This window comes from Flavobacterium sp. TS_SC_5 (genome assembly GCF_056156265.1).
On sequence record NZ_CM149588.1, the window covers coordinates 60,909 to 87,394 of the forward strand.

Below are 26,486 nucleotides of genomic sequence, written 5' to 3' on the forward strand. Positions count from 1 at the left end.
GCAATTGCAATCGCCATCGCATCTTTGTAAAACAAAAATGAACACATAAAAAATATACAAAGATGAAAAATTTAAAGAGAGTATTAGCCGCTGTTTTAGTAACATTAGGAACTACAAATGCAATTCAAGCACAAGAAACTGGCGCATCATTAGGAATAAAAGGAGGTTTTAACATCTCTAATTTATATACTGAAGATGTTGACGACGAAAATGTTCTGGCCGGTTTCAATATTGGTTTATTCGCGCAGCTTCCTATAACTTCAAGCCTATCACTGCAACCAGAAGTTAGTTACACTACAAAAGGAGCGGAATTGCAATACGACAACGCATTTGCAGAAGGAACAGGAAAATTCAGACTGAACTACATTGAAGTTCCTGTATTGTTGAAAGCAAATCTTACAAAGAATTTCAATGTGCAATTTGGTCCTTACGCAGCATTTCTGGTAGACTCAAAAATCACCAACGAATCCGCAAATGGATCGTACAACTTTGAAGAGAACATTGATGAAGACGATTTAAATAAATTTGACTTTGGTGTTGCTGCTGGAGTTGGATTTGATTTTGACAGCTTTGGAATCGGAGCCAGATACAATTACGGTTTAAACACTGTGGGAAAAGAAAGAACAGTTCTTGGACAAACCTACACGTTTCCAGATTCTAAAAACAGCGTTTTGAGTATATACGCAGCGATAAAATTTTAATACTAAACAGTAATTCAAGAACATCATGTCAAATTTATTATACGCAGTTGCAGTGGTGCTCGTGATCCTTTGGGCGGTAGGATTCTTCGTTTACAGCGTGGGCAGCATGATTCATGTTTTATTGATAATAGCAGTAATAGCCATTTTACTGCGAGTAATAAGAGGATAACATTATAATTTAAATTTTAAAAAAATAAAGCCATGAAAAATAACAATATAGCACTAGGAATACTTGGAGGATTAGCAATAGGAACGGCTTTGGGAATACTATTTGCCCCGGCGAAAGGTTGCGAAACCAGAAAAAAAATCGTGGATAAAAGCACGGACTTAGCAGAGTCGCTTAAAGATTCATCGGATAAATTATCCAATGTGATTTCGCAAACAATAAATGATCTCAAAAACGAATCCCAACAATTGTTTGGAAATACAAAAGAGGTCATTAAGGCAGAAATTGCAAATGCAGACAACTTGAAAAACATCAATAAGCCAACGCTTTAAGAGACAACTTCCGTTCAGGGGAAATGTATAAAAGGTATAATTCAAAAATTAAGCTCAAAAATTTATTCATTAAAGTAAATTATTATGAAAAACACATTCAATATCAAAACAGTTTTCACAACGGTAGCTATCGTATTAGGAATAGCGACGACAAGTGCGCAGGAAGTACAAAATTACGATCAGGGATTTCGTCTTGGAGTTGGAATCAACGGAGGACTTCCTCTTGACAATCCGTACGATTTCAGTTTGGGTGCCGATGCAAGACTCCAATATGATTTATCCCAAAAATATTCGTTGACCCTAACCACAGGATTCAGCAATATGTTTGTGTCAGGTGATAACAATGACTTGGGTTACATTCCTGCAAAAGCGGGTTTCAAAGCTTTTGTCCTTAAAGACCAATTGTATTTAATGGGAGAAGTTGGTGCCGCATTTGCCGTGACAAACGGATACAATGATACCTCTTTGTTATTGAGCCCAGCCATTGGATATGCAACAGATAAAATTGACATCAGTTTACGATATGAACATTTTAATGACTTTTCGGTAATTAAAAACAACGTAGTCAAAGATGGTTTAGGACAAATATCACTTCGATTAGCATACGGTTTCAAATTATAAGAAAAACCCAAAATGAAAAATGCAATACTACTATTCGGTTTTTTTTTCCTGACAATCACTTTTACCTCGTGTAAAAGCGAAAAGGAAAAGAAAGCCGAATTGGTTACAAATAAATACATTCGCTTTATAGATTCTGTTACCCAAAAAACTACTGCTGATGCAGCGGCCAATTGGTCTACAATTGAAAAATATTTCGAAAAACAATCCACTGAACTCAACAGCACGATTGACAACTTAGAGGATACAGCGGCCTTTGATGCCAAAATTGATTCCGCAACCGCCAAATATGAAGCGTTCAGGAATTCTATTCGGAAACAAAAAGGAATTTTAAAAGGCGCAAACCTTTCAGAAAAATAATATTGGTTAGTTATGAATGCAAAAAAACCAGCGGAAAATTTCTTTTCGCTGGTTTTTGGTTTTGTAGCATTCTGGTTTCTTAGAAAGCCTCGCTGGCTTCTTTCAGTTTTTCCATATTGTTGACCAATTGAAGCTCATCAATCAATTTTTGAATTTTACCGTTCATTACGCCGTCCATATCAAAAACATCCATTCCTACCCTATGATCAGTAACACGACCTTGAGCATAATTATAGGTACGGATTTTTGCTGAACGGTCACCAGAACTTACTTGTGAGGTACGCTTTGTTGCATCTTCGGCTTGCTTTTTAGCTAATTCTTGTTCGTACAAACGGGAACGCAAAACGCCAAAAGCTTTATCTTTATTCTTGTGTTGTGATTTCTGATCCTGACATTGTGCCACCAAACCAGTTGGAATGTGGGTCAAACGAACCGCCGATTTCGTAGTATTTACCGATTGTCCACCAGGTCCTGACGAACAGAAAAAATCCACACGAACATCGTTCATATCGATTTGAACATCAAATTCCTCCGCTTCCGGAAGCACCATAACTGTCGCTGCCGATGTGTGAACACGTCCTTGCGTTTCCGTTTGTGGTACCCGTTGCACGCGGTGAACACCAGCCTCAAACTTCAAAGTTCCGTAAACATCTTCGCCCGTAACTTCAAAAATTACCTCTTTGAAACCACCCGAAGTACCTTCATTCATATCCACCACAGAAGTTCTCCAACCTCTGTTTTCACAATATTTCGTGTACATACGGAACAAATCTCCGGCAAAAATACTGGCTTCATCCCCACCGGTTCCGGCGCGAATCTCGACCATCACGTTCTTGGCATCTTCCTCATCTTTCGGAATCAACATAAACTTGATTTCATCCTCTAGTTCCGGCAATCTTCCTTTGGCTTCGTCGAGTTGCATTTTGGCCATTTCGGTCATATCTGCATCACTGTTATCGGCAATTATTTCGTTTGCTTCATCGATATTCGCCATCAAAATAACGTATTCATCGCGCTTTTCAGCCAAAGCTTTTAAACTTTTGTACTCTTGATTCAATTGCACATAACGCTTCTGATCCGAGATTACATCCGGCTGAATAATCAAATCCGAAATCTCATCGAAACGTTGTTTTACTATTTGAAGTCTATCTAACATTTTCTTAGTCCTTTATTTAGACTGCAAAATTACGAAAAAAGTATTCAGTTTGCAAGATTCGTTTTTTGCTATTTCAGTAGCTACTTGTCATTCCGAGGAACGAGGAATCTCATAACGAGTTACCAATGTGATTCCTCGTTTCTCGGAATGATAAAATACGATGATCTCGAGGAAATTTAACTACCGAAGTAATATAGGCAAATGCTATACAATCTAGGTTAGAATAGCCATTCTTCATTAACTTGTAATTTTTTCAGGAGCTGTTTCATGCTGTCATTCCAATCTTTTTTATAAAACTTGCTTCGCGTTTTATAAAAAAAGGATTTTCCCTTCCATCAGGGCTAGGCGTTTGGGTTAAATAAATAGTGTTTACGGTTTTCCGTAAAGTTCTTAAAATAAAAGGAAGTAGTTTTGAGAATGATATAAAACTGAGATGTTTTTTATCAGTATTTTCGGAATAAAGTTATATATTTGAAAATAACTAATGACGCTCATTAGAAAAAACAATACAGTTTAGGGATGCTAAGTCATTTATATTCAAACATATACGTAAATTACTGACTAGTTAAAAAAAAATATGAAACAAGTAACATTTAGAGGTACTGGACAATTAAATGGTCCAATAATTATTAATAAAACTATTGAATTAGACGATAGAACAGCATCTACTTTAACAGGATTAAAAAGAGATGAAGTTAAATTAGCAATTTTAGCAATTCATTTTCCAGGTGTGAGAATTAAACCTAATCAAATAGTATGCGATATAGAAGACATTCGATTGCCTAAAACAACAAAAGTTCAAAAAAACGAATATGTAAAAAAAACAAATTACAGTAAACAAAAAAGTTCATTTTCATTACTCAGCATTATTTTATGGCTGCTTTTTTTTCCCTTCAAATTAGCTTGGTGGTTGTTGAAAAAAACTTGGAATGAAAAACACGTATAAAATAATTTGAAATATAAATCAATTGAAAATGTATAAAGAAAGTTTTAAAGATTTAGTGAATTTCGCTGTAATTAAAAGTAATAATTTTTATAATAATCCAGAAAATGTAAACTCTCCAAATCCATACTTTATTGGTTTTGGTAATCCAAATGCTAAAATTTTAATTTTAGGTAAAGAAAAGGGGTTTGATAAAAATAATTTAAAACAATTAGAATATGAAAGTATAAATAATCCTAGAGAATGGGATAATTATATAAAAAATAATATTGGAAGTAATAAAAATAAATTTTACGATAGTGAAAATTACATAAATACGTTTTTTCCATATTTGAATAAAAATAAATCAGGTCATACTTGGAATAAATATTACACCTTATTAAATCATATTTATACTTCAATTCCAAAATCAGAAAATGAATTTTTTAGATATGCTTTTTTAAGTGAAATTAATTTTATTCCTTCGAAATATAGCGAAATTAAAAGATTTGATAATTTTGAACGCTTAAATATGTTAAATAACAAATTCTTTAAATCTTTTGAAATTATTATTTTAGCTTGTGGAAGTTATCTAGAAAAAGAACAAATAGAGAATATTTTTAGTGTAAGTTATTATGAAAGCATTCTTAAAAAAAGAGAGAATATTCACATTTATCAAAATTCAAATCAAATTCTAATAAATACTAGACAGTTGAGTATGGATACTAGTAATGATTTATTAATTAAAATTGCAGAATTAACTAAAAATAAGCTTTAATAATTTATAAAAAAGACGTAGTGGAAACCGATCTCTCAAATATCCACAATAGTTACCCGATTGCTCGAATACCAGATCGCTCGTATATCCACAATCGTTAGCGCAGAATTGCATTCTGTGCCCACAACAATGAGCAAATAAAATAATAGCCAAACTGGATGGGATTGCTTCGTTCCTCGCAATGACTTAACTCACGCTAGCCTTTGGGTAACAAGCGAAAAGAAAAACACGAAGAATGACATTCGACAGAAAAGATAAAATAGAGATTTTTGAAAATGCAATTAGTTGGATTGTGGTATTTGCACTGTTTGTTTATGGTGGAGGTAAAATAGTACAATTTGATGGAGCGTCTGAAATTAACAAAACTGTTTCAGACTTGACTGGAATGGAATTGATGTGGGCTTTTTATGGTTACTCCAAATCATATGCATTAACTTTAGGACTTTTTGAAATAATTGGAGGAACATTAATTTTAATGAAAAGAACTAGAATTATTGGTTGTTTGTTTACATCTACTATACTTGTAAATGTGATTTTACAAGACATATATTTCGAAGTGCATCTTGGAGCATTGAAAGCAGCTATTCTATATCAAGTGCTACTTCTAATAATTTTATGGTTAAATAAAGATAAAGTTATTCAAAGCATAAAGGCTTTAATGAATCTCAATACACCTCAACAACCAAAAAATAAATTTATAATCAAATTAGCTGTTGCTTTTATTTGTTTTGTACTATTAAGAATAACAGAATACTATGTAACAATTAAATTGTAAAGCCAATTGCCAAAAGCCACTACAGCGGATTTGGGCAATTGTCTTAATGGAAAGTGGGTTTTGTATTTGGGATGATTTGCTTCGCCTGTTCGCTATCGCTCGGGTGGCAAATTCGAATAATGGGATTAATTTAGTCCCAAACCCGCTTTAGTACTAGAAACGTTAGTGGTCCGTTTAAAATAAATTATTAAAATGAATAAAAAAACATTAAAGATTATTGTAATTATTGTAACAATAATTGTGATAGTTATATTTCTTGATTTTGCTTTAGGAGAATTTTTAACTGGCTGGAATAATCCAAAATAATTAATTACCCGCGAGGGCGGGAAAAGGCTGTGACCGATCACTCTAATATCCACAATCGTTAGCGCAGTTTTGCAAACTGTGCCCACAACGAGAAGCAAATAAATAATAGGCAAACTGGATGGGATTGCTTCGTTCCTCGCAATGACTTTAGCCTAGCGCTAACAAACCAGCTCTGCGAAGTATGAATAAGTCGTATCAACAAAATATAATCGAGATTGCTCTGCGAAGTCTCCCGACTTCGTAGTAAGAATTAAGTAAGCAAAACAATAATTCACCTTAAATAAATTATGATCAAACCAAAAACGTTATGCGCAATAGGACTCGTTTTTTTCGTTACAAGTTATGTATTCTTTGCTCTTATTTCATTGAACACTCAAAAATATATTGATCTAGCACATTGGTTTAATTTAATTGGAGCTGTGTTACTATTTTCTTTTAATAATGTATTTCCCAAGAACAAGATTAACACCGTAGCTTCTGTAATTACAACTCTAGGAATTATTGCTCATATTGGACTTTGCACAATTGATTTTATTATGTGGAGTTTTGGTAATGATGCTATTGGCAGCGAAAAATTAAGAGAACAAATAAGTAATACACCATTAATCTTATACCCATTTATTATTGTTGGCCCATCTTTACTTTTTATAGGTTTGGCTGCTCATGCGCTAAACTTCATCAAAACAAATCCAGTAAGTGCTCTTATGGTAGTAATAGGTGGTCCTTTTGTTGGACTTTCCTACTTCATTTGGAATAATGGTTTTCTAATGTTAATCAGCTGTATAATATTTGCTTCCGGATTAGCTTTACTTCTATTTCGAGAAGAGGTAAAAAAGATGGCAATCTTAAAAGGGACAAACTATTCTTCTAAGTAGGATGAATTTAAATTTTGAGCACAATCGTAGCGTTTGCAACGCGATAACTTTGCCAGCTCTGCGAAGTATGAATAAGTCGTATCAACAAAATATAATCCGGATTGCTCTGCGAAGTCTCTGACTTCGTAGCCATCCCAATAATCAATAAACACAGGGAAATAAAATTTGCTAAAGTTAGAACGACATACAGCAATGCTTTGCCCACAACGAGAAACGAATAAATAATAGATAAACTGGATGGGATTTCGTCGTTCCTCGCAATGACTCAAACAAGTCGATAGGAAATAAGCCTGATCACTCGGATATTCACAGGAGTTACCGTAGTTTTGCAAACTGTGCACACAACGAGCAGGAAATAATAGGAATGGGATTGCGTCGTTCCTCGAAATGACTTAATCCAGTCGCCCACAGTTAAAACCAATTACAATGAAAAAGATCCTTTTTATATTTTCAATCGTTACATTCTTTGTTTCGTGTAAAGAAACAACTAACAAGAAAGCGGCCGAAGTTAAAAATCAACAAGTTGACAGCACAGCAAATCAAGTGATAGAAGTTGCTGCCTTCAAAGGGCAACAAGTTACCGGAGTCACACTTACTGATTCCGGGCGTATTTTTGTAAACTTTCCGAGATGGAGAAAAGGAGTTGCTAATTCCGTAGTGGAAATAACAAATACTACCGTTCAAAAAAGCTATCCTGATGAAAACTGGAATTCTTGGGAGATTGGACAGCCAGTTGTGCCAAATAAATTTGTTGGAGTACAATCAGTAGTTGCCTTTGAAAATCAATTGTATGTTTTAGACACCAGAAGTCAATTATTTAAAAATGTACTGGATGCACCACGTATTTTTGTTTTTGATTTAGCTACTGATAAATTAGTTAAAACCTATATTCTAGATAAAAACAGCTACCACCCTAATTCTTATATCAACGATCTTAGGGTAGATAAAAAAACTCAAAAAATCTATCTTACTGACTCAGGAAACTCTGGTATTGTCATCCTAGACATTAAATCTGGTCGTTCTAGAAGAGTTTTAGACAAGCACAAATCAACAGCTGCCGAACAAGGCTTTTTGACATTTGGAGACAAAAAATGGGAAAATACCATTCATTCTGATGGAATAGCCTTGGACACTGCAAACGACCGTCTTTATTATCATGCCCTTACAGGATACAGCCTCTATTCAATTGCAACAAATATGCTTGACTCTGAAGATGAAAAAAGCATAGAAGAAAGCGTTCGATTTGAAGCAAAAACTGCAGCACCGGACGGCATGCTATTTGACGACAACGGTAATTTATATTATGCCGATTTAGAAAACAATAAAATTCAGTATCGAAAACCAGATGGCAGTATTCACACTTTGGTAGAAGGTGAAAAGATTAAATGGGCAGACACATTTAGTATTTATGACAACTACTTGTATTTTACTAACTCAAGAATAAATGAGGTTACTGCTGATATTTCAAATTTGACTTTTACTTTAAACAAAATCAAATTAGCTAAATAGTAAAAAAAAAAATCTCTGACAAATCCAGCATTTGCAACGGACTTAAAGTTTACTGCTATTAAACATTCGTTTTTAGTTTCAAGATATGATATAAAATGGGTCCGAAAAATCGGATCCATTTTTTTTATTAAGCTAATACGTTTCACTACTTTCACAACTTGCAAATCCACAGCTACAGTTGCGCAAAGGTTGGATGTTTTTAAAATGTAATTTCGGATAGCAACTTAGCTTTCAGCTGCAACTAATTTCAAGTTAGAAATAATTACAGCACTTAAAACCATGAAAAAACACATCTCTCTATCAGTAATACTTACCTGTCTATTGGTTTTGGTTAGTTGTTCTTCCTTTAAAAAGGATCTGATTCCCACTTATAATGCAGGAGGATATAGAATTATCAACAGCAAGGAAAAGTCGATACCAAATTCTAATGAATTAATCATTTCGGGTAAAGTGTACGATGTCAAGACAGGCAAACCGCTAAATAATACAACATTGCTAACATCTTGCCTTAAAACTCAAGTTTCCTCAACAGGAGAATATGCTATAAAGACTGAAAATTCAACGTATAGTAATTATTTTATTGAAGTAATTTCAATTGGCTACAAAACAATTCAAACTAATTTTATTGATCTAAAAAATAAAAGAGAAATTAGTATTGATTTTTATTTAACAGAAGACGACAGACCTCTGATTAACTGTGAGGGAGGCGTAAAAGAAATGAAATCCAAATAAGTACTTGATTATAAAGATTTTTTAAAGTGTTACCGTAGCATTTTGTGCTCATGAGTATGAACAATAGACAAACTGGATGGGATTGCTTCGATGCTCGCAATGACCTGCTCTAACACTAGTGTTTCTTTCTTTTGTTATTATGAAAATAAAACGAAATCTTTAGCCCTGATGGAAGCGGCATCTCCCGATATAGAAAAACAAGGCTTTTTCAACCGTAGATTTTATTAATCGGGAATACAGCGGACAGCAGGACGGTTCGTGATTGAAAAAACTATTCGTTCTGCTCCTAAAAAACAGCACACCCAAAACCATAATAAACAACCTAATCCCTTATTATGAAAAAAAAATAACCCAAAAAAGGCTTGAAATATTTTAAAATATTTCAAGCCTTTTTTGTGTCAATTACAAATTAGCCATTATTCTTGCTGCGACAAACCTCGTGTCAACCATCCGCTTTTATTAGCGGTAAAAATAGCATAAGGCAAAATCCAAAACAGACTAAAAGTATAAAAAATACTGTACGTATACGCCCAAAAGGATTCTAGAACTGAATAGCGCCTTGCATAAAATAAGACCGGAAAACTGGAAAAAATTAATATTCCTAAAAGCGTAGAACTAATCACTAAAATAGGGTGCGTGAGGATCAGAAACACCATAAGTAGCAGGAAAGGAATGGCCATAATTATCTTTAGCGACTGGTTTAAAAACAAAAGCCTGGTTCCAAATTTTGCTCCATTTCTAAAATTCTTGAAAACATATTTTGCCATCATAATATTTTCGCGGACGTTGCTTCTACCCCATCTGATGAACATTTTATACAAACCGGTATATTCTTCCGGTACGTTAGTTAAAACCAAAGCATTCTTCTGGAATAGCACCTTATATCCTTGTTTCAATATCATATTCGTCATTGCACGATCTTCGCCAATATCCGAAGGTTTCCCCATAAAAGTTTGGTTAATCCATTCCGGAAGACACTCAAGGACAGCCGATTTACGATACGCTGCTGCTGCTCCCGGAGTACATAAAACAGAACCTAAACTACTTTCTGCTGAACGCATGAATTCAAAACTCATTACGAAACTCACATTTAACATTTTAGGTAAAATAGCTTTTTGATTATTCAAAACCTGAACATTTCCAGCTACAGCACCACAATCTTCATTGGTAACAAACGGACTTACCAGATTTCGCAGCGTATCCACTTTGACAATCGAATCACTATCTACTGTTACAAAAATTTCTCCGGTACCCATCTTAAAGCCACGATCCAACGCATGACGCTTCCCTTGGTTTTTAGGTTGCTGATAAATAGACAAACGATCTCCTAATCTCAATTTTGCCTCTTGCATCCAATACCAAGTATCATCTTTACTACCATCATCGATGGCCAATAACTGCAATTTATGTTTGGGGTAATCGCTTTCAGCTAAACTAATCAACGTATTCCAAACCAATTTTCCCTCATTATAAGCAGGAACAATTACCGTACAAGTGGGTAATAACTCATCTGCTACGGATTCAATAGGTTTATAAACTAAATAGAGATACAGGTTAAATAAAAAGACACTCGCATAAAATACAAATAACGAAATGGTCAGAATCAAAAATGACAATCCCCAGAACGAATTGACTCTGTCATTATGTAAGGCTTCAAAATCAGATTGCAAATTATAAACCAATAATGCTCCTGTTATAAGTAGTACAAATGTTCCAAACAGCACTAAAACCGCTGTTGGACTGCTGTTTTTCTTAAAATTAACTTTGAATGACCTGAAATTAATTCGAAAAATGGAGCTCAAATCAGGATTTGGAGAATAAACTTGTTTTAAAATACTGGTTTCATTTTTCATAATTGACTATTAAAATTGTAGGTTGTTTCATTTAAATCTCACTTTTCATTTTTTTTTATTTACTGTGTATACAAAATAAATACTCACATAAAATGGATAGTGGGAATTATACAATTCGATTTAACAATACTTGTTCCAAAATCATAAAATCATAATAATCAATACATTACTAAAAACACGTCAAAATACAATTGGGTAATTATTACCCAATTGAGGTGTATCTACACAACATTTACCCACTTGAAACCCGTTATCACAAGCTTCACGTTATTGAACACAAACGGAGACAAATCCATAAAAATGAGCAGATGCAGAACGCTGATTTCGGCCTGTAGAATAAAAATCTGTTTCCACCATTTTATATTTTCTTTCGTTATTATGAAAATAGAACGAAATCTTTTAGCCCTGATGGAAGCGGCATCCCAGGCTTTTTAGCCTGAATACAGCGGACAGCAGGACGGTTCGTGATTGAAAAAACTATTCGTTCTGCTCCTAAAAATAGCACCCCCAAGCCGTTCATAACTCGTTCCGATTTCTTTTTAATACCAATTTCTAAATTCTTAATTTGCGCCCTGAAATCAATAGCAAAAAATGAAAGTCTGTATTGCCGAAAAACCAAGTGTAGCCCGCGAAATCGCATCCGTTTTGGGAGCCAATACCAAGCACGACGGCTATTTTGAAGGCAATGGTTATCAGGTCACCTACACTTTTGGGCACTTATGTACCTTGAAAGAACCCAACGATTACAAACCGCATTGGAAAAGTTGGGACCTCAACAACTTGCCAATGCTTCCCGAGAAATTTGAGACCAAAGTGGTGGAGAATTCGGGGATTCAAAAGCAATTCAGAATCATAAAAAGTTTGTTTGACAAAGCCGAGTTGGTCATCAACTGCGGGGATGCCGGGCAAGAAGGAGAACTCATTCAGCGCTGGGTGATGAACGAAGCCAAATACAAAGGCGAGGTAAAACGCTTGTGGATTTCGTCACTAACCACCGAGGCCATCAAAGAAGGTTTCCAGAACTTGACACCATCTGCCAACTATGATAATTTATACTACGCTGGATTTTCCAGAGCCATTGGCGACTGGTTACTTGGTATGAACGCCACGCGCTTGTATACTGTAAAACATGGAGGATACAAACAAGTTTTGTCTATTGGAAGGGTGCAAACCCCAACATTGGCAATGGTCGTAGACCGATTCAAAGAAATTGAGAATTTTAAACCGCAACCGTATTGGGAATTGCAAACCTTGTATCGAGAAACGCTTTTTAGTTATGAGGAAGGACGTTTTTTGAAAAAGGAAGATGGCGAAATTCTCTCCAATAAAGTCAAGGAAAGTGATTTCGAAATTGTCTCCGTCGAAAAAAAGAATGGTAATGAGTTTGCACCAAAGCTGTTTGACTTAACAGGCTTGCAAGTGTATTGTAATACCAAATTTGGTTTTACGGCAGACGAAACGCTTAAAATTGTACAAACTTTGTACGAACAAAAAGTAGTTACGTATCCCAGAGTCGATACCACATTTTTACCCAATGATATTTATCCAAAAGTACCGGGTATTCTGAAAAACCTGACGAATTACGCCGCGTTGACTCAACCGCTTTTGAAAAAAAAGATTAAAAAATCACCCAAAGTTTTCAACGATAAAAAAGTAACGGATCACCACGCTATTATTCCAACTGGCGTACAAAATAATTTGCAGTACAATCAGCAACAGGTTTATGATATTATTACAAAACGTTTTATTGCCGTGTTTTATGACGATTGTTTGGTTGCCAATACTACCGTAGGCGGGAAAGCTGCCGATGTTTTATTTAAAACCACTGGAAAAGAAATCTTAAAAAAAGGATTTCGAGTAGTCTTCGAAGATCCGAATACAAAAGAAAAAGAAGCCGATATCTTGCCCAGTTTTGTTGTAGGCGAAAAAGGACCACACCAACCTTCGTTTTTGGAAAAGGAAACCAAACCACCGAATCAATTTACCGAAGCCACCTTATTGCGTGCTATGGAAACCGCTGGCAAACAAGTGGATGATGAAGATTTACGCGAATTGATGAAAGAAAACGGTATTGGTCGTCCGTCCACGCGAGCCAATATTATAGAAACGCTTTTTAGACGCCAATACATTATAAGAAACAAAAAACAGGTTTTGCCAACACCAACGGGAATTCAATTGATCGATACCATTCAAAATGAATTGGTAAAGTCGGCAGAACTGACTGGTTCTTGGGAAAAGCAGTTGAAAGATATCGAAAAAGGAACGTTTACCGCTGGTTCTTTCATCAAGAATATGAAAAACATGGTCGAAACTTTGGTGTACGAAGTCCGAAGTGAAACCAGACGCGCCAATATTTCGCATGCGGGAAGCGTTCAAAAAGAAGTGGCAAAAGTCGAGAAAAAGAAAGCAGCAGGAATTTTGGCGGAAGCCTGTCCGAAATGTAAAAAAGGAACACTTATCAAAGGGAAATCTTCGTATGGCTGTTCCGATTATAAAGCGGGTTGCACCTTTTTATTGCCTTACACTTTTGCAGATAAAAAAATTTCCGAAAATCAATACTTGCGATTGCTCCAAAAAGGATCTACCGTAAACTTAAAAGATTTTAAAACCGATGCCGGAATTGTGGAAGGTTTACTCCACTTTGACGAAAATTTCCAACTCAAATTAGAACCGAAGAAAACTTTGGCGAAAGCCGTACCGAACGAATTAACCTGTCCGAAATGCCAGAAAGGAACCGTGCTAAAAGGAAAAGCGGCTTATGGTTGCAGTCAATATAAATCAGGCTGTGATTTCAAAGTCACTTTTGATACCGTCCGATTAAAACTAAAAGACCAAGAACCAACGAAGGAATTGGTTTATACTATTTTGAAAGCCAGTGTTTAATTTTTTCACCATATAAGTCATATAAGAACATTTAAATTTGGTTTTAAAAGAAAGATTAATACCCCTTTCTTAACTGAAATACCTAATAAATTTTTGAGATTAAAAACATATAAGTCATATAAGATTATTGAGGTTAGCTGCAAAACAATTGCTTATATGTCCTTATATGACTTACATGTTAATTTTGAGACCGTGTAATTGTTAGTATAAGTTGGTATTTAAGCATATTTATTATGATTTTAGAATTAGAAAACTAAAAATAAAATACACCTATTCTATTTTTTCATAATTTAGCTCCATATAAATAACCCATAAATCTAAGCTTATGTTTCAAAAAACGACCTTTATACTGCTTTTGCTTGCTTTGGTTTCTTGTAAAGATTCTGAAGCAAATGAAAAAGAAAAAATCAAGGCTGCCAATTGGCTTTTGGGAGATTGGGAAAACAAAGCCGTTGATGGTAATCTAACCGAATATTGGAAAAAAGTAAACGACAGCACGTTTCAAGCGCAATCGTACTTCATCAAAGAAAAAGACACGCTACATTTTGAATCTATAACTTTACAACAAAAAGGTGAAATATTAACCTATACCGCAACCGTAAAAGGACAAAATAATGACAAACCGGTCGCTTTCAAATTGACAACTGCAACAGAAAAGCAAATGGTTTTTGAAAATACCAAACACGATTATCCTCAAAAAATAAGTTATACCCAAATTATTCCTGACAGTTTAGTGGCAAAAATTTCGGGAATCCAACAAGGGAAACCAAGTTCCGAACAGTTTTCGATGAAAAAAATCAAATAAAAATGTAACATTTTATAATCTAATCACAACCTTGCTCGAAACAGCAAGGTTTTTTTATAAATTGGTATGAAGACCAACGCTCAAGAAAAAAAGAGCAAGAAAAAAATTCTGTTAAAACCCTAAAAGAATTTATTGTTAAAACCAACAAATACAAGTATAAAAAGAGAAAAAAGCACTACAGTTTCTAAAATGCTTTTGAACATTATTGGAAATTCTCAAGTATACAATACCGTTACCATTAAATTATTGAAAGAGCAAGTGGCGACTAAAAATAATACTCAATATTTAGTGAGGACGAAATAAAAAAATAAAAACACAACAACGTTTTCATCATAAGTGAATACAAAGAAGAAAATTGAATAATTTAAGGCAATTACATTAAACCTTTCAATTCTTTTTATATCTAAATAGTGTAAACAAGCATACAAAAACAAAAAAAATTATTTAATAGCATGAATAATAATTGGTTTTATGCAATTTATTTTTACATTTGCGTTATTTTTATTTATTCTAAATAAGTGAATTAAACAAGCACACATCCTCTATTACTAAGAACCCTTATAAAAAAATTATGAAAAAGAATCTTTTCATTTCTTTTGCCTTAGTCGCCACTTTATTTGTGAATGCGCAGCAAAAAAACACGCTTTTGGAGCAATCTTTTTGGAAAACAAGTCCAGATGTGAATACAGTAAAAGCTGAAATAGCAAAAGGTAACAGCCCTTCCGCCTCCACTTCTAATGCTTTTGATGTCACTGTTATGGCGATTAATAATGATGCGCCAGCAGCAACCATCCAATTCTTACTGGAGCAACCAGGGAACGAAGTCAATAAATTGACACATGACAATCGTATTTACTTACACTGGGCAGCTAATAAAGGAAATGTAGCAATTGTAGAATACCTTATCAGCAAAGGCTCAGATCTTAATCTAGAAGACAGCAAAGGAGAAACTGCGCTAACCTTTGCGGCAGTTGGAGGTCAAAGCAATACCGCTTTGTATGAGGCTTTTTTTAAAGCAGGAACTGATCCAAAGAAAAAGTATAAAGACAATGTTAACCTGTTATTAATGGCAATTGCATCCGACAAAAACCTGACGCTTACTACCTATTTCACCACCCAAGGAATGTCGATTAAGGATACTGATAGTGATGGAAATACTGCTTTTGATTATGCAGCAAAATCAGGAAACCTACCATTATTAAAATCCTTGTTAGAAAAAGGAGTAAAAGCTACTGATAATGCATTGCTTTTTGCAGCACGAGGTTCCCGTAGAGATGTAACTCCCCTTGAAACATACAAATACTTAGTTGAAGACTTAAAAATCAAACCAACTGCTACAAGCAAATCAGGTGAAACGGTACTTCATTTATTAGCAAGCAAAACCAACCAAACCGAAATCATCACTTACTTTTTGTCTAAAGGTGTAGATGCTGATAAAGCCAATAACGAGAGAAATACGGCATTAATGGCAGCAGCTTCGGCTAGAGATATTGCCGCATTGGAACTGTTATTGCCAATAGTAAAAAACAATAATATTCAAAATACAAAAGGAGAATCAGCATTGACAATGGCTGTAAAAACAGGAACTCCTGAGACTATAACAGTACTTTTGAACAAAGGAGCTGATGCAAAAGTTCTTGACAAAGACGGAAACAATTTAGGATATTACCTGATACAATCCAATAGACAATCAGGTCGCGGACCAGATGCAACGACTCAAGATCCTTTTGAAACCAAAATAAAATTACTTCAGGATAAAGGTTTAAATTTGGTCACCCCTCAAAAAGACGGAAATACATTGTATCATTTTGCTGTAATTAAAAACGATTTGGCTTTATTAAAAAAAATCGCCGGTTTAAACATCGATATCAATGCCAAAAACAAAGATGGTTTAACAGCGTTGCACAAAGCTGCTATGATTTCAAAAGACGATGCTATCTTGAAATACCTTATTTCTATCGGCGCTAAAAAAGAAATTACCACTGATTTTGATGAAAGTGCGTATGCTTTAGCCAAAGAAAACGAATCGTTAACAACTAACAAAATAGCCCTAGAATTTTTAAAATAACAATATAAATCGCCGTGATACAAAATCACAAACAATAATAAACAATGGCGCTACCATATTCCTTAAAAAACAAATAATATCTTCTTATGAAATCAATCCTGAAAATCAGTTTATCAATAGCGTTTCTATTCCTTTTGTCCTTTCAAGCGACAGCACAAAGCAGTAAATACAAATGCATGCTCCAAATGTCAAACTACATGGGCGAAGGCGCTTATATTGTAGTTTCACTTGTAAACGCTAAAGGCGAATACGTAAAAACATTATACGTAATGGGTGACGACAAAAAATGGTACAAAACCCTTAAAGAGTGGCATAAATTCTATTCTAAAAAACCAGAAAATATCAGTGCCAAAACGGGTGCTTCCATAACTGGTGGCGATCGCAGCATCACAACAATAGAAATTGAAGATGCTAAAATCAACAAAGGATTTAAATTGCGCTTTGAAACTGCAGTAGAAGATCATAAATACCACACCACTGATTTAGAGATTCCACTCACAACCGAAGGAATAGCGGCAAAAACAGAAGGTAAAAACTATATTCGCTATGTAAGATTGAATAAAATCTAAAATAAACAGCTATTACATTAAACCATATAAGTCATATAAGCTTTTACAAAACGTAAAACTTATATGACTTATATGTCAAAATTTATTACAAATGACTCTTTCTTTTTGGCGTTACGCACACTTGACTTTGGCTGTATTTTCTGCTGCATTTTTAGTTTTGGCATCCGTAACTGGAGTCATCCTGGCAGTCGATGCCATACAAGAGAAAACACCGCCATACAAAGTAGAAAATTTTGATAAAATAACCCTTGGTGAAACCTTACCTGTACTAAAAAAAGCCTATCCTGAAATAACTGAATTGAGTGTTGACCACAATCAATTTGTTACCATGCAAGGTATCGACCAGGAAGACAATGATGTCAATGACTATATTGACGCAAGAACTGGAAAAATACTAGGAACACCAATAAAAAAAAGTGAGTTTATCCAATGGACCACAGCGCTCCATCGTTCTTTATTCCTTAAAGAAACCGGGCGTTTTATTGTGGGCTTTATTTCCTTTTTATTAGTTTTGATTTCCATTTCGGGTTTTGCTTTGATAATCAACCGCAAAAGAAGTCTTCGCAGTTTATTTTCTAAAATTGTAAAAGAAAATTTTACCCAATATTACCATATTATTTTAGGACGATTATCGCTGATTCCAATTCTGATTATTGCACTTTCGGGAACGTATTTAACCCTGGAAAAGTTTAATTTTTTCCTTGAAAAAACAGATTCTGAGGAAAAAACTGAAATGGTTGCAACCACACCTCTTTCAAAAAAAGAGACTACAACTTCTGTTTTTAAAAATACGCTTCTGGATGATGTTCAAAAAATTGAATTCCCATTTTCAGATGATCCCGAAGAATATTATATCATTACATTAAAGGACAGAGAAATCGAAGTCAACCAAATTACCGGAGCAATTGTAAGTGAAACTTCTTTTCCGCTGCAAACTTTAGCATCGAATATGAGTCTTGATTTACATACCGGGAGAGCAAGTATTTTATGGGCGATAATTTTAGGAATAGCGAGTTTAAATATTCTGTTTTTTATCTACTCGGGTTTTGCCATGACGTTAAAACGAAGAGCGAGTCGCATTAAAAACAAATACAAAGCTCAAGAAAGCACATTCATATTGTTGGTAGGTTCCGAAAATGGAAGCACGCTCCTTTTTGCCAATGCGATTCAGAAGCAATTGCTTGCCCACGGAGAAAAAGTTTTCCTTACTGAACTGAATAATTATTCAGTTTATCCGAAAGCAAAACATCTTATCGTATTTACTTCAACCCACGGATTAGGGGATGCGCCATCTAATGCGAGCAAATTTATTTCGCTTATCAACAAAAAGGAACAAAAGCAAAAAGTAAATGTTTCGGTAGTAGGATTTGGTTCTCAAGCGTATCCTGATTTTTGCGGTTATGCCATTGAGATTGATGCTATATTGGCAAAGCAAAATTGGGCGGAACGCATAATAGAATTACAAACCGTAAACGACAAATCCGCAGAAGAATTTGTAGGTTGGGTGAAATTATGGAGTGCCAAAACAGGAATTCCACTTTCGGCGACTCCATCACTTTACAATGAAGTTCCGAAAGGTTTACAAAAGATGACAGTGCTTAATAAAACACTTATTTCTGATACGGAACATACCTTTTTAATGACCTTACGCACTAACAGAAGCACTAAATTTACTTCGGGTGACCTACTAGCTATTTATCCAGCAAACGACAATCAAGAGCGCCTCTACTCTATAGGCAATCATAACGGCAACATACAATTAGTAGTAAAATTACATCCCTCAGGGTTGGGTTCCGGCTATCTATATACTGTAAAACCGGGTTCGGTTTTTAAAGCACGAATCATTAAGAACCCGACTTTTCATTTCCCGAAAAAAGCATCTAAAGTAGCACTGATTTCAAATGGAACAGGAATTGCTCCTTTCCTTGGAATGATAGAACAAAACAAGAAAAAAACCGAAATTCATCTGTATTGCGGTTTTCGAAACGCAACTGAAACTGTTTTAAGATATGAAAAATTTGCTTCTGAAATGATTCAGAAACAGCAACTACAAAGTTTTCATTTGGCTTTATCCCGTGAAGCCAACCATAATTATGTTATGGATTTGATTAAACGTGACGCTCATGTTTTCATAGATTTGCTAACACAAGGAGGCGTTGTAATGATTTGCGGTTCGCTTGCGATGCAAAAGGATGTAGAAGCTGTTTTTGATACACTTTGCCTTGACAAAACTGGGAAAGGAATTGCTGATTACAAAACTAATGGACAAGTGCTGACGGATTGTTATTAGGTCCTCTTCCCTCCCGACCCCGAAGTGTCGGGACGGGACTATCCGAAGGAAAGGGAGCCGAAACTAGATTGAAAAATTTATGCTTAATCGATTCCTGCAGGGTCTGAAAAAGACCTTGCAGGTATTTAGATAGAAAACGACACCTACAAGGTTTTGGAAACCTTGCAGGATTTAAAATCAAACGCTATGTCAACCAAATACCAAGTCATCTTCCTTTTTTTTATTGTCTGCAACTTCACAAGTAGTGCACAAACACTACGAAAAAGAACCACCTTACTTATGGGCGGACGTTTTGATATTACCATTGTTGCCAAAGATTCATTATCTGCAGAAAAAAATATTGATACTGTTATTGCTGAAATTACCCGAATAGAAAATTTAATTTCCGATTGGAAACCGGACTCGCAGGTATCAGAAGTGAACCAAAATGCAGGTATTCGGCCAGTGAAAGTGGATAGAGAAGTTTTTGAGTTGACACAAAGAGCAATTCGGTTTTCTGAAGTGACGGATGGTGGTTTTGATATCAGCTTTGCGGCAACGGATAAAATTTGGAAATTTGATGGTTCCATGACAGCAATGCCATCGGCGGAAGCCATTCAGAAATCAGTTGAAAAAGTGGGCTACAAAAACATAATCTTGGATAGTATCCAATCTACCATTTTCCTAAAACAAAAAGGGATGAAAATTGGTTTTGGCGCTTTAGGAGAAGGATATGCCACCGATAAATGTAGAGATATGATGCTTGCAAAAGGCGTCAAAGCCGGAATTATAAACGGATCAGGAGATATGAGTACTTGGGGAAAACAACCTAATGGAAAACCTTGGAATATTGGAATTACGAATCCTTTTCATCCTGAAAAACTCGTTGCAGTCATACCATTAAAACAAGATGCTGTAACCACTTCGGGCAGCTATGAAAAATTTGTTGTGTTTAATGGCAAGCGGTATTCGCATATCATCAATCCGGCAACAGGTTATCCTGCAACGGGTTTGTGTAGCGTGACGGTTTTTGGACCGAATGCTGAAACGGCGAACGGTTTGAGTACTTCGTTAATGGTTTTAGGAAAAACAGCTGGGCTTCTTTTACTCAACAAATACGCTGATTATAGCTGCATCATGATTACGGATGATGGAAAAGTTGTGAAATCAAAAAACTTTCGAAAAAAGAAATAAAAGGCAAGGTTTTTACATAGAAATTAGATAGTGTTATACAAAACATAGCTACCGAATCAATTTGTAACTAAAAATGATTTTTTATAAAATGCATTTCCGACTCTCTGCCGAGATTTAAGTTCATAAAAAACTTACTTTCAAATCGATTTTTGTTCGCTACCTCCGTTTATATATACCCATATCTCCTTTAGATTTCATCTGTAAATAACCTAAACTCCATAAGAGCTCTACGTTTTTATCACTTTATAAGTTTATTGTAAAAGATCACATCTAACTTTTTTTGCTATTAACAGAACACACAATTAGCAATTATTAAGACTTGGAACAGAAATTATAAAAGCTAAAATGATGCTTTATCCTCGAAAAAAGTATTGAAAACTATTTCTCTTCAAAAAATAAAGGCTTTTTTAAAATCGCAATTTATTAAAAAACAAGTACTTATAATTAAATAAAAATATTATTAATATTTAATCTAAATAAGTTTTGTCAAATCAAACTTGGGTTTTATATTTGCATTGTTATTTTTAATTATTCCAAATAAACATTCATGAAATATATTTTCCTTCCAACATTAACATTTTTATTTAGTTTGACTTCTTTTGCGCAAGAATCAGTTCGTGCAACTGGCGATACAAATTTTGAAGACCCTTTCGAATCCATAACGGATACCATAAAAAACAAAAAAGGAGGAGTTCTAAAAGAAGTTATTATAACATCCAACAAAGAAAAAAAGCTAGTTTCTGCATTAAGGTCAGGCTTAAAACCTATGGATACACCACAAAGTATACAAGTTATTGGGGCTGAAATTATTGGGCAACAACAAGCGATTCGTCTTAGTGAAGTAATCAAAAATGCCAATGGTGTTTATGTTGGTTCGGCAAGAGGTGGCGCTCAGGAATCGTTTTTCTCTAGAGGATACGATATGTCCGCCAATAATATGCTAAAAAATGGTTTCCGTTATAATGCGGGTTCTATACCGGAAGTTTCAGGTTTAGAAAAAGTGGAATTTCTAAAAGGTGGTTCTGCCTTGTTGTATGGAAACGTTGCTCCTGGAGGAATCTTAAATTTAGTAACCAAAACCCCATCATTCAAAAGTGGTGGAGAAATCACCATGCAAGCCGGAAGTTATGCCTACTTCAAACCATCGATTGATTTTTATGGTCCTTTGAATAAACATATCGCTTACCGATTTACTGGTTCTTATGAAAATTCAGAAAGTTTTAGAGATGTTGTCAAAAATGAGCGTCTTTATGTAAATCCTTCATTCCTTTTTAATGTAAGTGATAAAACGCAAATTACAATTCAGGGTGATTATTTAAGCGCCGATTGGACACCGGATTTTGGAACAGGAATTCTTGGTAAAACTATTTTAGATTTGCCCCGCAACAGTTTTTACGGTGCGTTATGGTCTACTGGAAACACAAAATCGGCTAGTGCTTCGGTATTATTAAACCATAGCTTTAATGAAAACTGGAAATTAAGTTTTAATACCTCGTTTCAAAACTACGATAGAAGCTCTAAATCAACTGCACAGTTATCAAATCTAGATACTTATGCCACTCCTGGTGACTGGAATAGAGGATTGGTTCAGAATAAAAACTCAGAACAAATTTTTGGTGACCAATTGAGTTTACAAGGAAATTTTGCGACTGGTAATATTAAACACCAAATTTTCACTGGAGTAGATTATGAAAATTCTTTGGCAACAGCCAACACCTTCGCTTTTTATGATGCAAATAATAAAGTAATCACTACGTACGATACTATAAATTTATTTACCTACGATCCAAGTGTTCCACCACTGGCAATACCAAACTCAAGAGCAACCCAAACGGTTTATACGAACACACAGCGATTCGGAATCTACGCACAAGATTTGATTTCATTTACTGAAAAAATCAAACTTTTAGCAGGACTCCGTTGGTCTTGGCAAGAATCACAAGCGATTACGCATAACTTGACCAAAAATCCGATAACCATTGCCGAAGGCGCCAAACGTTTAGACAATGCTTTTTCGCCAAAAATTGGATTAGTGTATCAACCTACAAAAGACATGTCTTTGTTCGCTAGTTACTCAAACTCGTTTACCCCAAATACAGGAACAACGGTAGATTTAAAACCATTAGAATCTTCAATTATAGACCAATACGAATCTGGAATCAAAAAAGATTTGTGGAAAGGTGCCTTAAGTACTAATGTAACTGTATATCAAATTACAAACAGTAACTTAGTCCAAACGGCTATTAACAAAGCTGACGGTACCTTGAATATCAATCCGATAGACCCTAATTTAAGAGAGTTAAGCGGTGAAACAAAAAGTAAAGGAATCGAAATAGATATTACAGCTAGACCTGTAGCTGGATTAGTAATCAATGCCGGCTACAGCTACAACGACATGCGTTATGAGAAAACTTCAGGATTAAACGGGAGCCCGATAGTAGGAGCCCGATTAGCTAGAACACCTGCTAATACTGCTAATCTGAGCTTTTTCTACACTTTACAAACAGGGATTTTGAAAGGGATGTCTCTTGGAGCCATAGGAAACTATATTGGTAAACGTGTGGGAGGTTGGAATAATCAATATGATTCTACAAGACCTAACGGTATTTGGGATAGAGAAATTCCTTTAGATGGATATACCACAATAGATGTTTCGGCAGGTTATGAATGGAAAAAATTCTCCATATTATGCAAATTATCTAATGTGACAAATGAGTTAAATTACACGGTACACGAAAACTACAGTGTAAACCCAATCGCTCCACGTCAAGTATTGACAAGCTTGAAATATAAATTCTAAAAATCTCACTTAGGTTGTATTTTTATCCAAAGTTTTTCTGCTTCATTCCTTTTTTTGTAGAGCAGAAAACTTTGGATTTTTTAATTAAAAAATCCCATCTCCTTTTTACAGTATATGGGATTTTATATTTCTAAAAGATTGAACGGTTATTTCAAACCCGCCAAACTGTGTTCAATAGTTTCAATTTTTGCCAAAGCATCCGCTTGTTTTTGTTTTTCGTTTGCCAGAACTTTCTCTGGCGCACCAGCCACAAATTTCTCATTTGCTAATTTATTTTGAACGGATTTCAAGAAACCTTGCGTATAAACCAACTCAGCCGTAAGTTTAGCAATCTCCGCTTCTACATCAATATTTCCGGTGATTGGAATGAAATATTCATTCGATTTCACACGGAAAGACAATGCTCCGTCTACTTTATCCGATACATATTCTAACGAAGTAATGTTTCCTAATTTGGTGACAACCGAATCAAAATAAGTAGAAGCTTTGTCATTGTTAACCACTTTCAATTCTATGGTATCTTTGAATGGAATATTTTTGTCTTTGCGAATCGTTCTAATTCCGGAAATCACTTCGACTGTATTGTCAAAATCAGCAATTAAAGCTTCGTTGAACGGTTTCATTTCCGGCCAAGTCGAGACGATTAAAGCTTCTTCTGTAGTTCTTTCGGCAAGAATTTGCCAAATTTCCTCGGTCAAGAACGGCATAAACGGATGCAATAATTTCATGTTGTTTTCCAACATTTCTATGGCTTTCGCTAAAGTTACGCTGTCAATTGGCTGTTGGTAAGCCGGTTTTATCATTTCAAGGAACCAAGAACAGAAATCGTCCCAAACCAATTTGTAAATTCCCATTAAAGCATCGGAAATTCTGTATTTTTCGAAATTGTCTTCGATTTCCAAAAGTGTTTGTTGCAATTTGGCTGTGTACCATTCAATCGCCACTTTAGAGGATTCCGGTTGCGGAATAGCATCCGTAACTTCCCAGCCTTTTATTAGTTTAAACGCATTCCAAATTTTATTGGTAAACGCTTTTCCTTGGTTGCACAATTCTTCATCAAACATGATGTCGTTTCCTGCAGAAGCGCTCAACAGCAATCCCACACGTACTCCATCGGCACCAAATTTTTCAATCAAGTCTAAAGGATCAGGTGAATTTCCTAATGATTTAGACATTTTGCGTCTTTGTTTATCACGAACCAAACCAGTCAAATATACATTTGTAAATGGTTTTTTGCCTGTGTATTCATAACCTGCTATAATCATTCTCGCTACCCAGAAAAACAAAATATCCGGGCCGGTTACTAAATCATTTGTTGGATAATAGTATTTAAAATCTTCACTTTCAGGATCCATAATCCCTCCAAAAACCGACATTGGCCACAGCCACGAAGAAAACCAAGTGTCTAAAGCATCAACATCTTGCTTCAAATCTTTTGTTTCAAGTTTAAGGTTTAAAGTTTTCTCTCTCGCTAACTTTAAGGCGTCTTCAATATTCTCGGCAACAACGAAATCTTCTTTTCCATCGCCATAGAAATACGCAGGAATTTGTTGTCCCCACCACAATTGACGGGAAATATTCCAATCCCGAATGTTATTTAACCAATGCGCGTACGTATTATTAAACCGTGCTGGATGCAATTTGATTTCACCATCTTCCAATACTGATTTAATTGCCGGTTTTACCAAATCTTCCATTTTTAGGAACCACTGGTCTGACAAACGTGGCTCGATTACCGCTTTGGTTCTTTCGGAAGTTCCAACTTTGTTAAGGTGAATTTCTGTTTTTGCTAAAGCGCCAATAGTTTCTAATTCTTTGGCGACAGCCTCACGAACTACGAAACGATCTTGTCCTTGATAGTGTAATCCAAAACTATTCAGCGTAGCATCTTCGTTGAAAATATCAATAATTTCCAAATTATGTTTTTCGCCCAAGGTTTTGTCATTCATATCGTGTGCCGGCGTCACTTTCAAACAACCAGTCCCAAATTCGATATCAACATATTCATCTTCGATAATTGGAATTACTCTTCCGCAAATAGGGACAATCGCTTTTTTCCCTTTCAAATGTGCAAAACGTTCGTCATTAGGATTAATACAAATCGCAGTATCTCCAAAAATAGTTTCCGGACGTGTGGTTGCAATGGTCAGGAAATCTTCACTTCCTTCGATTTTATAATTTAGGAAATATAATTTTCCTTGTTGTTCTTCATAAATTACTTCTTCGTCTGATAAAGTAGTTTTTGCTTCGGGATCCCAGTTTACCATTCGGTATCCGCGATAAATCAGTCCTTTGTTATATAAATCTACGAAAGAACGAATTACTGATGCTGACATATCAGGATCCATCGTAAACTTAGTTCGTTCCCAGTCACAGGAAGCTCCTAGTTTTTTTAACTGGTCCAAAATTACACCTCCATATTTATCGGTCCATTCCCAAGCATGCGCCAAAAATTCTTCGCGAGTTAAATCATTTTTATTGATTCCTTCTGCTTTTAATTTGGCTACCACTTTAGCTTCGGTTGCAATCGAGGCGTGATCCGTTCCTGGAACCCAACATGCGTTGAAACCTTTAAGACGCGCTCTTCTAATCAATACATCTTGAATCGTATTGTTCAGCATATGTCCCATATGCAAAACTCCAGTCACATTTGGTGGCGGAATTACAATGGTATATGGTGTTCTGTGATCCGGCTCCGAATGAAAATAATTTTTTTTCATCCAGTAGTCATACCACTTATTTTCAATAGTTTTAGCGTCAAATTGTGCAGGAATTGTCATTTTATCGTGGATTCGTTTACTCGTTAAGTTCACTT

The 26,486-nt window shown here is 35.2% G+C and carries 22 protein-coding genes; 19 read left to right on the forward strand and 3 right to left on the reverse strand.

Annotated elements, in window-relative coordinates; all coding sequences use genetic code 11:
• Window positions 1–62 precede the first annotated feature (62 nt).
• From AC0J6S_RS00260 to AC0J6S_RS00280, 5 genes are all read left to right on the forward strand, one after another.
• Entirely contained in the window at window positions 63–701 is a 639-nt protein-coding gene (locus AC0J6S_RS00260) for a porin family protein (RefSeq protein ID WP_474954906.1), read from the forward strand.
• Between the two features lie 25 nt (window positions 702–726).
• Complete coding sequence (locus AC0J6S_RS00265; RefSeq protein ID WP_474954907.1) at window positions 727–870, forward strand: lmo0937 family membrane protein; 144 nt, start codon at window positions 727–729, stop codon at window positions 868–870.
• A 32-nt stretch (window positions 871–902) separates the two neighbouring features.
• The gene (locus tag AC0J6S_RS00270) at window positions 903–1,199 is read left to right on the forward strand and encodes a YtxH domain-containing protein (RefSeq protein ID WP_474954908.1); all 297 of its coding nucleotides are present in this window, start codon (window positions 903–905) and stop codon (window positions 1,197–1,199) included.
• A gap of 84 nt (window positions 1,200–1,283) precedes the next feature.
• Complete coding sequence (locus tag AC0J6S_RS00275) at window positions 1,284–1,820, forward strand: hypothetical protein (protein ID WP_474954909.1); 537 nt, start codon at window positions 1,284–1,286, stop codon at window positions 1,818–1,820.
• A gap of 12 nt (window positions 1,821–1,832) precedes the next feature.
• Window positions 1,833–2,177, forward strand: coding sequence for a hypothetical protein (locus AC0J6S_RS00280; RefSeq protein ID WP_474954910.1), 345 nt, complete (start codon window positions 1,833–1,835; stop codon window positions 2,175–2,177).
• Window positions 2,178–2,256: 79 nt separating this feature from the next.
• On the opposite strand, the gene prfA is transcribed toward AC0J6S_RS00280, so the two are convergent.
• Window positions 2,257–3,333: a peptide chain release factor 1 gene (prfA, locus tag AC0J6S_RS00285; protein WP_113665376.1), complete on the reverse strand. Its 1,077-nt coding sequence runs from the start codon at window positions 3,331–3,333 to the stop codon at window positions 2,257–2,259.
• A gap of 577 nt (window positions 3,334–3,910) precedes the next feature.
• Between prfA and AC0J6S_RS00290 the strand changes: the two genes are divergently transcribed.
• The 6 genes from AC0J6S_RS00290 to AC0J6S_RS00315 all read left to right on the forward strand — a co-directional run bounded on the left by AC0J6S_RS00290 (window position 3,911) and on the right by AC0J6S_RS00315 (window position 9,230).
• Window positions 3,911–4,279: a hypothetical protein gene (locus AC0J6S_RS00290; protein WP_474954911.1), complete on the forward strand. Its 369-nt coding sequence runs from the start codon at window positions 3,911–3,913 to the stop codon at window positions 4,277–4,279.
• A 28-nt stretch (window positions 4,280–4,307) separates the two neighbouring features.
• The gene (locus AC0J6S_RS00295) at window positions 4,308–5,033 is read left to right on the forward strand and encodes a hypothetical protein (protein ID WP_114754468.1); all 726 of its coding nucleotides are present in this window, start codon (window positions 4,308–4,310) and stop codon (window positions 5,031–5,033) included.
• Between the two features lie 235 nt (window positions 5,034–5,268).
• Window positions 5,269–5,808, forward strand: coding sequence for a hypothetical protein (locus AC0J6S_RS00300; protein ID WP_474954912.1), 540 nt, complete (start codon window positions 5,269–5,271; stop codon window positions 5,806–5,808).
• A gap of 593 nt (window positions 5,809–6,401) precedes the next feature.
• A complete protein-coding gene (locus AC0J6S_RS00305) occupies window positions 6,402–6,989 on the forward strand; it encodes a hypothetical protein (RefSeq protein ID WP_474954913.1) in 588 nt (195 codons plus the stop codon).
• 426 nt (window positions 6,990–7,415) lie between these two features.
• Window positions 7,416–8,498 (forward strand): L-dopachrome tautomerase-related protein, encoded by a 1,083-nt coding sequence (locus AC0J6S_RS00310; RefSeq protein WP_474954914.1) that lies wholly within the window; start codon window positions 7,416–7,418, stop codon window positions 8,496–8,498.
• A gap of 279 nt (window positions 8,499–8,777) precedes the next feature.
• Window positions 8,778–9,230 carry a peptidase associated/transthyretin-like domain-containing protein gene (locus AC0J6S_RS00315; RefSeq protein WP_474954915.1) on the forward strand — a complete coding sequence of 151 codons (453 nt, stop codon included), beginning with the start codon at window positions 8,778–8,780 and terminating at the stop codon, window positions 9,228–9,230.
• A 416-nt stretch (window positions 9,231–9,646) separates the two neighbouring features.
• On the opposite strand, the gene AC0J6S_RS00320 is transcribed toward AC0J6S_RS00315, so the two are convergent.
• The gene (locus tag AC0J6S_RS00320) at window positions 9,647–11,083 is read right to left on the reverse strand and encodes a glycosyltransferase family 2 protein (protein ID WP_474954916.1); all 1,437 of its coding nucleotides are present in this window, start codon (window positions 11,081–11,083) and stop codon (window positions 9,647–9,649) included.
• A 591-nt stretch (window positions 11,084–11,674) separates the two neighbouring features.
• Here AC0J6S_RS00320 and AC0J6S_RS00325 point away from each other — a divergent pair.
• The 8 genes from AC0J6S_RS00325 (at window position 11,675) to AC0J6S_RS00360 (ending at window position 23,671) form a co-directional block, all read left to right on the forward strand.
• A complete protein-coding gene (locus AC0J6S_RS00325; protein ID WP_474954917.1) occupies window positions 11,675–13,966 on the forward strand; it encodes a DNA topoisomerase 3 in 2,292 nt (763 codons plus the stop codon).
• A 325-nt stretch (window positions 13,967–14,291) separates the two neighbouring features.
• Window positions 14,292–14,771 (forward strand): DUF6265 family protein, encoded by a 480-nt coding sequence (locus AC0J6S_RS00330; RefSeq protein ID WP_474954918.1) that lies wholly within the window; start codon window positions 14,292–14,294, stop codon window positions 14,769–14,771.
• 132 nt (window positions 14,772–14,903) lie between these two features.
• The gene (locus AC0J6S_RS00335; RefSeq protein WP_474954919.1) at window positions 14,904–15,074 is read left to right on the forward strand and encodes a hypothetical protein; all 171 of its coding nucleotides are present in this window, start codon (window positions 14,904–14,906) and stop codon (window positions 15,072–15,074) included.
• Between the two features lie 268 nt (window positions 15,075–15,342).
• On the forward strand, window positions 15,343–16,839 hold the full coding sequence (locus AC0J6S_RS00340; RefSeq protein WP_474954920.1) for an ankyrin repeat domain-containing protein: 1,497 nt from the start codon (window positions 15,343–15,345) through the stop codon (window positions 16,837–16,839).
• An 86-nt stretch (window positions 16,840–16,925) separates the two neighbouring features.
• A complete protein-coding gene (locus AC0J6S_RS00345) occupies window positions 16,926–17,408 on the forward strand; it encodes a DUF2271 domain-containing protein (RefSeq protein WP_474954921.1) in 483 nt (160 codons plus the stop codon).
• A 91-nt stretch (window positions 17,409–17,499) separates the two neighbouring features.
• Window positions 17,500–19,698, forward strand: a complete 2,199-nt coding sequence (locus tag AC0J6S_RS00350) for a PepSY domain-containing protein (RefSeq protein ID WP_474954922.1) — start codon at window positions 17,500–17,502, stop codon at window positions 19,696–19,698.
• Between the two features lie 186 nt (window positions 19,699–19,884).
• The gene (locus AC0J6S_RS00355; RefSeq protein WP_474954923.1) at window positions 19,885–20,871 is read left to right on the forward strand and encodes an FAD:protein FMN transferase; all 987 of its coding nucleotides are present in this window, start codon (window positions 19,885–19,887) and stop codon (window positions 20,869–20,871) included.
• 547 nt (window positions 20,872–21,418) lie between these two features.
• Window positions 21,419–23,671 (forward strand): TonB-dependent siderophore receptor, encoded by a 2,253-nt coding sequence (locus AC0J6S_RS00360; protein WP_474954924.1) that lies wholly within the window; start codon window positions 21,419–21,421, stop codon window positions 23,669–23,671.
• Between the two features lie 146 nt (window positions 23,672–23,817).
• Here AC0J6S_RS00360 and AC0J6S_RS00365 read toward each other — a convergent pair whose 3' ends face one another.
• Window positions 23,818–26,451: a valine--tRNA ligase gene (locus AC0J6S_RS00365; protein WP_474954925.1), complete on the reverse strand. Its 2,634-nt coding sequence runs from the start codon at window positions 26,449–26,451 to the stop codon at window positions 23,818–23,820.
• Window positions 26,452–26,486: the final 35 nt, after the last annotated feature.

Excerpts from the sequence above, each read along its gene's own strand:
- AC0J6S_RS00260 (WP_474954906.1), top strand. The coding sequence starts at position 63 with ATGAAAAATTTAAAGAGAGTATTAGCCGCTGTTTTAGTAACATTAGGA.
- AC0J6S_RS00265 (WP_474954907.1), top strand. The coding sequence starts at position 727 with ATGTCAAATTTATTATACGCAGTTGCAGTGGTGCTCGTGATCCTTTGG.
- AC0J6S_RS00270 (WP_474954908.1), top strand. The coding sequence starts at position 903 with ATGAAAAATAACAATATAGCACTAGGAATACTTGGAGGATTAGCAATA.
- AC0J6S_RS00275 (WP_474954909.1), top strand. The coding sequence starts at position 1,284 with ATGAAAAACACATTCAATATCAAAACAGTTTTCACAACGGTAGCTATC.
- AC0J6S_RS00280 (WP_474954910.1), top strand. The coding sequence starts at position 1,833 with ATGAAAAATGCAATACTACTATTCGGTTTTTTTTTCCTGACAATCACT.
- prfA (WP_113665376.1), bottom strand. The coding sequence starts at position 3,333 with ATGTTAGATAGACTTCAAATAGTAAAACAACGTTTCGATGAGATTTCG.
- AC0J6S_RS00290 (WP_474954911.1), top strand. The coding sequence starts at position 3,911 with ATGAAACAAGTAACATTTAGAGGTACTGGACAATTAAATGGTCCAATA.
- AC0J6S_RS00295 (WP_114754468.1), top strand. The coding sequence starts at position 4,308 with ATGTATAAAGAAAGTTTTAAAGATTTAGTGAATTTCGCTGTAATTAAA.
- AC0J6S_RS00300 (WP_474954912.1), top strand. The coding sequence starts at position 5,269 with ATGACATTCGACAGAAAAGATAAAATAGAGATTTTTGAAAATGCAATT.
- AC0J6S_RS00305 (WP_474954913.1), top strand. The coding sequence starts at position 6,402 with ATGATCAAACCAAAAACGTTATGCGCAATAGGACTCGTTTTTTTCGTT.
- AC0J6S_RS00310 (WP_474954914.1), top strand. The coding sequence starts at position 7,416 with ATGAAAAAGATCCTTTTTATATTTTCAATCGTTACATTCTTTGTTTCG.
- AC0J6S_RS00315 (WP_474954915.1), top strand. The coding sequence starts at position 8,778 with ATGAAAAAACACATCTCTCTATCAGTAATACTTACCTGTCTATTGGTT.
- AC0J6S_RS00320 (WP_474954916.1), bottom strand. The coding sequence starts at position 11,083 with ATGAAAAATGAAACCAGTATTTTAAAACAAGTTTATTCTCCAAATCCT.
- AC0J6S_RS00325 (WP_474954917.1), top strand. The coding sequence starts at position 11,675 with ATGAAAGTCTGTATTGCCGAAAAACCAAGTGTAGCCCGCGAAATCGCA.
- AC0J6S_RS00330 (WP_474954918.1), top strand. The coding sequence starts at position 14,292 with ATGTTTCAAAAAACGACCTTTATACTGCTTTTGCTTGCTTTGGTTTCT.
- AC0J6S_RS00340 (WP_474954920.1), top strand. The coding sequence starts at position 15,343 with ATGAAAAAGAATCTTTTCATTTCTTTTGCCTTAGTCGCCACTTTATTT.
- AC0J6S_RS00345 (WP_474954921.1), top strand. The coding sequence starts at position 16,926 with ATGAAATCAATCCTGAAAATCAGTTTATCAATAGCGTTTCTATTCCTT.
- AC0J6S_RS00350 (WP_474954922.1), top strand. The coding sequence starts at position 17,500 with ATGACTCTTTCTTTTTGGCGTTACGCACACTTGACTTTGGCTGTATTT.
- AC0J6S_RS00355 (WP_474954923.1), top strand. The coding sequence starts at position 19,885 with ATGTCAACCAAATACCAAGTCATCTTCCTTTTTTTTATTGTCTGCAAC.
- AC0J6S_RS00360 (WP_474954924.1), top strand. The coding sequence starts at position 21,419 with ATGAAATATATTTTCCTTCCAACATTAACATTTTTATTTAGTTTGACT.
- AC0J6S_RS00365 (WP_474954925.1), bottom strand. The coding sequence starts at position 26,451 with ATGACAATTCCTGCACAATTTGACGCTAAAACTATTGAAAATAAGTGG.